3 protein-coding genes are annotated in these 2,292 nt (G+C 71.4%); all 3 read right to left on the bottom strand.

The annotated features are described in order from the left end of the window. A partial coding sequence (locus I5G_RS00015) for a Dyp-type peroxidase domain-containing protein (protein ID WP_026095519.1) occupies positions 1-345 on the bottom strand: 345 nt, incomplete at its 3' end. Further along, positions 342-1,571 carry an iron uptake system protein EfeO gene (gene efeO / locus I5G_RS00010; protein ID WP_022877213.1) on the bottom strand — a complete coding sequence of 410 codons (1,230 nt, stop codon included), beginning with the start codon at positions 1,569-1,571 and terminating at the stop codon, positions 342-344. The genes I5G_RS00015 and efeO, both read right to left, overlap by 4 nt. Then, positions 1,568-2,292, bottom strand: a 725-nt coding sequence (locus I5G_RS19585; protein WP_022877212.1) for an FTR1 family protein, incomplete at its 5' end; no start/stop codon positions are given. The genes efeO and I5G_RS19585, both read right to left, overlap by 4 nt.

Below are 2,292 nucleotides of genomic sequence, written 5' to 3'. Positions count from 1 at the left end.
GCTCACCTCGAGACCCTGCATCATGCGCGTCGCCGCATACGTCCAGTCGGACAGCAGCGACGCGAGGTCGTCGCGCGTCGTCCGCGCCATCATGTCGTACGCCGCGAAGTGCAGGTGCTCCTGGACCGGGGTGGTGATGCCCGGTTGATGGATGCCGGATGTCGAGGCCACGGCATCCATCACCTGTCGCGCCTGCGTCTGCCCGTAGGCGGCGCCACCGGCCAGACCGGCACCGGCGCCCACGACGAGGCTCGTGGCACTCGCGCCGAGCGCGAGGCCGATCAGGTCGCGCCGAGATACCCCGGCATCGGCATCCTTCTCGGGCTGCTCTTCGGTCACGGTCACTCCAGGACGGTGGAGGTGAGCTGCGACAGCGGCTCGGCGAGCGCGTTGATGAGGTCGGTGAGCTGGCGCTTGTCCTCGTCGGTCAGCTGCGTGTAGGGCACGAAGCCGGCGTCCGCGGAGCCGTATTTCGCCAGGGCGGCCTCGAGGTCGGCGTACCCGGTGTCGATCCGCGTGACGAGCGACGCACCCTTGTCGCCCTTGGACTCGGCGAAGTCGCGCACGAGCGAGAAGGCCATCTTCGAGCCCTCGACGTTGGCGGCGAAGTCGTACAGGTCGGTGTGCGACCACCAGTCCTCTTCGCCGCTGATCTTGCCGGTCGCGACCTCGTCGAGGAGCGCGATCGCACCGTTGGAGATGCCCGCGACGCCCTGGTCGGTGAGCGCCTGCTCGAAGGCGTCGGAGTGGACGTAGTCGTACAGCTCCTGCGTGTCCTTGATCAGGGTCTGGCCGTAGGTCGCGCGCTCGTCGGGGGTGGACGGTGCCCAGTCCTTCCAGGCCGGGGTCTCGCCGTCGGCGTTCAGCGCGTCCTGCGCGGGGACCCACAGGTCCTTCTCGATGCGGTGGAAGCCGGTCCACGACAGCCCCTCGGCGGCGGCGTCGACTTCGCGGTAGTCGATGCGCGGGTCGAGGTCGCCCAGCGCCTCGGCGATCGGCTCGATGCGCTCGTAGTACGCGCGCACGCGGGGGTACTGGTCGCGCGCGGCCGCGTCGTCGCCGGACTCGTAGACGCCGGCGAACGTCTGGACCGCCGGGAGCAGCTGCCCGACCTGGTCCTTCACGAACGCGGCGTACAGGTCGATGGCCTGCTGCTTCTGCTCGGCGTCCGCGCCGTCGATCGCCACCGCGTCACCGGTGACCGTGAAGCCGGCCTTGCCGACGCCGTCGCCGACCATGCCCGGCTTGCAGAGCGTGAAGTAGTCGCCCGGCTGCGCCGTCACGGTGAGGCTGCGTGACGCCCCCGGAGCGACGTTCTCGACCTCACCGACGATGCGCAGACCGTCGGACGCGAGCAGATAGAACTCGGTGACCTGGTCGCCCTTGTTCACCACGTCGAACGCGAGCGTGCCACTGGTCGCGGTCGCCGCGGACACGTCGCAGCCGTCCGCCGTCGAGGTGACGGTGAGGGCTCCGGCGGAGGCGGCGTCGGTCTTCGCGACGCAGCCCGAGAGGACGAGGACGGCCGCGCCGGCCGCGGCCGTGGCCGCGAGGAGGCGTGTCGGGTTCATGATGCTCCGTTCGGGTGGGCGGTGGATGCCACGGCGGGCGCGGCATCCGAAGTCGGGGAAGGTGCGGCGGTGGCGGCCGCGGCGGTGGCGGCCGCGGCGGTGGCGGCCGCGGCGGTGGCGGCCGCGGAGGGGCGGCGGTTCGCCCGCACGCCCCGCACGAAAAGGGGGACGACGACGGCGATGTAGAGGACCCACGCGATGACCTGGAGCCAGGTCATCTGGGGCATGAAGCCGACGGTCGCCTGGAGGAGGGCGGCGAGTCCGCCGCTCGGGGCGATGACACCGGACAGGTCGAAGGCCCAACCGAAGGGGAATCCGGCCCAGCCGACCGCGACGGCGCCCGTGGTCGGGTCGATCGGGGCACCGGCTCCGAACGGGCCGGGAAGGGCGCCGCCCTCCTGCAGATCGTGGAACGCATACGCGATCACACCCGCGGCGACGATGACGAGGAATCCGCCGGTCCACGTGAAGAAGCGGCTGAGGTTGAGCCGCAGCATCCCGCGGGCGATGAGCCAGCCGAGCAGCGCCGCGGCGATGAGGCCGACGAGAGCGCCGATCAGCGACACGGGCTTGTCCCCGAAGCCCTGCACCATCGACCACAGCAGCAGCGTGGTCTCCACTCCCTCGCGGGCGACCGACACGAACCCGACGATGACGAGCGCCCACACGCTGCCCTGCAGCGCGCGGTCGATACCGCCCTCGAGCCCGGACTCAGCGGCGC

The sequence above is a fragment of the Microbacterium sp. B19 genome, assembly GCF_000333395.1.
Classification (GTDB): domain Bacteria; phylum Actinomycetota; class Actinomycetes; order Actinomycetales; family Microbacteriaceae; genus Microbacterium.
The sequence above is the reverse complement of the archived record's forward strand: the minus strand, read 5'-3'. Positions and strand labels throughout refer to the sequence as shown.